This window comes from Streptococcus sp. k-402, assembly GCF_013277515.1.
GTDB lineage: Bacteria > Bacillota > Bacilli > Lactobacillales > Streptococcaceae > Streptococcus.
Genome location: NZ_VMNB01000023.1, coordinates 1 through 4,131 on the forward strand (window position 1 = coordinate 1; position 4,131 = coordinate 4,131).

At 41.7% G+C, this 4,131-nt stretch carries 5 protein-coding genes; all 5 read right to left on the reverse strand.

The window, feature by feature from the left end; all coding sequences use genetic code 11:
- Nucleotides 1-28: 28 nt before the first annotated feature.
- Nucleotides 29-1,444, reverse strand: coding sequence for a cholesterol-dependent cytolysin pneumolysin (ply, locus tag HT724_RS09815; protein WP_061438673.1), 1,416 nt, complete (start codon nt 1,442-1,444; stop codon nt 29-31).
- Nucleotides 1,445-1,454: 10 nt separating this feature from the next.
- On the reverse strand, nt 1,455-1,865 hold the full coding sequence (locus tag HT724_RS09820) for a hypothetical protein (RefSeq protein ID WP_069187618.1): 411 nt from the start codon (nt 1,863-1,865) through the stop codon (nt 1,455-1,457).
- On the reverse strand, nt 1,858-2,466 hold the full coding sequence (locus HT724_RS09825) for a hypothetical protein (protein WP_173276883.1): 609 nt from the start codon (nt 2,464-2,466) through the stop codon (nt 1,858-1,860). Before HT724_RS09825 ends, HT724_RS09820 begins: the two co-directional genes overlap by 8 nt.
- A gap of 12 nt (nt 2,467-2,478) precedes the next feature.
- Nucleotides 2,479-2,937: a DUF4231 domain-containing protein gene (locus tag HT724_RS09830; RefSeq protein WP_031233612.1), complete on the reverse strand. Its 459-nt coding sequence runs from the start codon at nt 2,935-2,937 to the stop codon at nt 2,479-2,481.
- A 307-nt stretch (nt 2,938-3,244) separates the two neighbouring features.
- On the reverse strand, nt 3,245-4,131 hold an 887-nt coding region (locus HT724_RS09835; RefSeq protein ID WP_240156744.1), incomplete at its 5' end, for a hypothetical protein.

A 4,131-nucleotide genomic window follows, 5' to 3' on the forward strand; every position in this document is an offset into this window, starting at 1 on the left:
CTCTTTTTGTCGCAAACATTCTTCTCTCCTAATCATTTTCTACCTTATCCTCTACCTGAGGATAAAGAGTCGTTCCCCAAATAGAAATCGTCCGCTTACGCACTAGTGGCAAATCGGTTTTTTCATAAACCGTACGCCACCATTCCCAGGCAAGTCCTGTACACTCCCTAATTTTGACAGAGAGATTGCGAACATTCCCTTTTAAAGGAATACTAGTGGTAAAATGAGCCGTCAAATCCTGCCCATTTCTGTTCCAAGCCTTAGGAGTCAAGACTTCTTTACCTTGATAATCATAGGATAATTCATCCCAAGTAATGTAATATTGGGCAACATAGGCACCACTATGATCCAAGAGTAAATCTCCGTTTCTGTAAGCTGTCACCTTAGTCTCAACATAGTCTGTACTGTTTTGAAAGGTCGCAACTACATTGTCCCGTAAAAAAGAAGTTGTGTAGGAAATCGGCAAACCTGGATGATCGGCTGTAAAGCGACTGCCTTCTTGAATCAAGTCCTCTACCATATCCACCTTGCCTGTTACAACTCGGGCACCCGAACTCGGGTCGCCCCCTAAAATAACTGCCTTCACTTCTGTATTGTCCAAAATCTGCTTCCACTCTGTCTGAGGAGCCACCTTGACTCCTTTTATCAAAGCTTCAAAAGCAGCCTCTACTTCATCACTCTTACTCGTGGTTTCCAACTTGAGATAGACCTGACGCCCGTAAGCAACACTCGAAATATAGACCAAAGGACGCTCTGCAGAAATTCCTCTCTGCCTCAAATCCTCTACCGTTACAGTATCTTGAAATACATCTCCTGGATTTTTAACAGCATCTACGCTGACTGTATAATAAATCTGCTTAAAATTGACAATCTGAATCTGCTTTTCGCCCGAATGGACAGAATTAAAATCAATATCAAGAGAATTCCCTGTCTTTTCAAAGTCAGAACCAAACTTGACCTTGAGTTGTTCCATGCTGTGAGCCGTGATTTTTTCATACTGCATTCTAGCTGGGACATTATTGACCTGACCATAGTCTTGATGCCATTTGGCCAACAAATCGTTTACCGCTCCGCGAACACTTGAATTGCTGGGATCTTCCACTTGGAGAAAGCTATCACTACTTGCCAAACCAGGCAAATCAATACTATAAGTCATTGGGGCACGATCGACCGCAAGAAGAGTGGGATTATTCTCCAACAAGGTCTCATCTACTACGAGAAGCGCTCCAGGATAGAGGCGACTGTCGTTGGTAGCTGTCACGGAAATATCACTTGTGTTTGTCGACAAGCTCCGCTTCTTTCTTTCGATAACAACAAACTCATCGGGTAACTGATTCCCCTCTTTGATGAAACGATTTTCAATACTCTCTCCCTGATGGGTCAAGAGTTTCTTTTTATCATAATCCATAGCTAGTATAAAGTCATTTACTGCTTTATTTGTCATCTTCTACCTCCTAATAAGTTCCTGGATTGAGTTGCATAAACTCAGACTTGTTTAGTGAAATCAGCTGTGGTTGGACTAGGTGATCCAAAACTTCCTCGTACAATTCTTCTGAGACATTGCGTCGCCGTCTGGCTAGATAAGAAGTCGGAATGACCGTATTATCCAACATAAATACCTTATCTAAGTCAATCAAGGTTGGTCTTGTAAAAGGATTACGAGCTAGATCTGGCTCTTCTATCATAAAATTCTTGACCAAACGTCTGGTCAAGAGAGCTGGTTTGAAGGTCTGATTTTTAACCAACTCTTTGTTTTTAGTCATGCTGTTGTCAATACAGATATACATATGATTCTTCACAGCCAAATCGCTACTAATAGTCGGAAAAGGCAAATAAAGAGCTACAACATCTCCTCTCTTAATCAAGCAAGAGCACCCCCTTTTCTCCTAATGTAACATAGACAGGATTGACCAAGTCTTCTGATTGACTCAGAATTTCCAAAGTTTGAGTTTGGCGCGTTGTCAATTTAGTAGCATCTTGTCTCTTCAATACAAAATGCTTGTCGCCAATTACCTTGACACTATAATCCTTCTCCAAAGCTGACTGGTAAATCCACATCAGATTTTGTCTGTCTTGAAAACTCAAGAACAAGGGCGTCTCCAGTCTCCCTATAGCCTGATAAAAATCAAAAACAGGAGCCAAAGCTTGCCAATCTGACTGGCTAGTTGTCAAGGCTAGAAAAAGGGCTTTGCGAGCTGATACTTCTTGATTAGCCTTGAGAGTCCCTTTTCCCTCCAAGTTTTTTAGAAAGTGGGAAACTCCAGAAAGCAAATCTTTCTCTAACTGCGAGAAATAAAAACCTTGCCTTCCCAGACATAAGTCTCTCAAGTCGCTTTCTCTAGCAAATAAGAGTTCAAACAGTTGATAATAAAAGAAAAATATCTGGCACTGGGTCGAACTCATCTCTTCTTTATCGACTTCTTTTTTCAACCAGAGCAAGGGCAATAGGTAGCTGGATTGATACATTTCCTCCACCTCCTATTCTTTTTTCTCTGGAGCATCTGCACTAGCTGCTACTTCTTTTGACTGGATACTTTCCCACTGGTTGATTTCCTCTGAGATAAGACCTTCGCATGTCTTGACAAATAGGGCAAAAGCCTTGGTTTTTCCTGCATATTTCTCTGTTTGACATTGATAGAGGAATTTTTCTCTCTCCAGGAGTTGCGCAGTCTTTTGGTAAGAAATCCAGTGTTCCTTTGCATTATACAAATTGAGAATCCCTTCACACAGCAAGCCTAAACTGGACAAGGCAACCGAAATCAAACGATAGCGATCACCCGGCATAGGAATAGCACAGAAGACCGCTATGAGAAAACCTGCCACGATTTCTGTTATTTTTAATACCTTATAGCGCCTACGATGTTGAACACTTTTCTTTAAAAAATGAGCTATCTGTACATCCAATCGCTCTGTCAAGTACATTTCTTCTGGCGTCATGTTCGTAACCCCTTTCATTTACTTTGATAGTCATAGTATAACATATTTGAATATCAAAGTATAGTAAAAAGCTATATCTTATTATAAAATCCAAATATGAAATGTTTGTGAAATGAGAGAAACATAGCACAAAGAGGATAGACAAAAAGTCTCAAAATGATAAAAGCGCATAATATCATGCCTAAGAAAGCTTGATATTATGCGTTTTATCAAAGAAAGATTTTCTGAATGTTCTCCTCAAATAGAGTTTTTTCTAAAATTCTTTCAATCAGTATTCTAGCTAGTTTCCGACTAGTTTAAGCTTGACTTATCTTAACTGAGCAAGAATAGCTTTGAGTTTCTCAATCAACTCATCTTCTGTGTGGTCAGACTCTTTCTCATTGGCTAGGAAAGCAACCGCTTGAGCGAGAGCTTCTCGTGCTTGGTCGAGAACTTTCGCATCTACACTTGTAAGGTCGCTTTCTTGCAGAACCTTAGTTAATTCCTTGGTCAGCTTCTTGAGTTCTGACTCTTTCTTACGACGCGCGATGAGGAAGAGAAGGAGACCAAGAAGGGCGAGCAGGCTACCAACCATCGTACCATATGGAAGATGACCTTGCTCTTTCCTTGTTTCTTTCGTTTCTTCTTCATGCTTAGTCGCTTGCTTGCCTTTCAAGGATTCGAGTGCTTCTTTGACCTTAGCAGTAATCTCTCTCAAGCCTGCTTCTGTCAAGTCAGTATTTCTAAGGGCTTCTTGACCCTCTCCGAGAATGATCTTCGCAGCGTCGATGACAGATTGATCAATACCATCCAAGTCTTTCAAACGAGTTTCCAAGTCTTGAATCAAATCTCTTAAGACTGATTTATCAACCTGTTTCTCCTGACTTGATTGACTGCCACCAGCAAAGGCTACACTTCTCCGGCTACGGGCTGGAGCCGTCACAGAACTTCCAGATATTCCTTGTGGAGACGATGGAGTAGCAGGGGTAGTGTTGCTACTATCGTCGGTCGTCACACCAGGAGCTGGAGTGTTGCCACTGTTATCTTGTGTCACACTGTTGCTATTGCTGTCAGCAGGGCTGGTAGTACCGCCGTTGTCAGTGTTAGCACTGTCGTCAGGACGTGGAGTTGGTGTTGGGTTTGGTCGAGGAACCATTCCTTGACCTGGTTTCGCTGGCGTGAAGTATTGTCCTGTAACGTTGACGTTGACTGTCA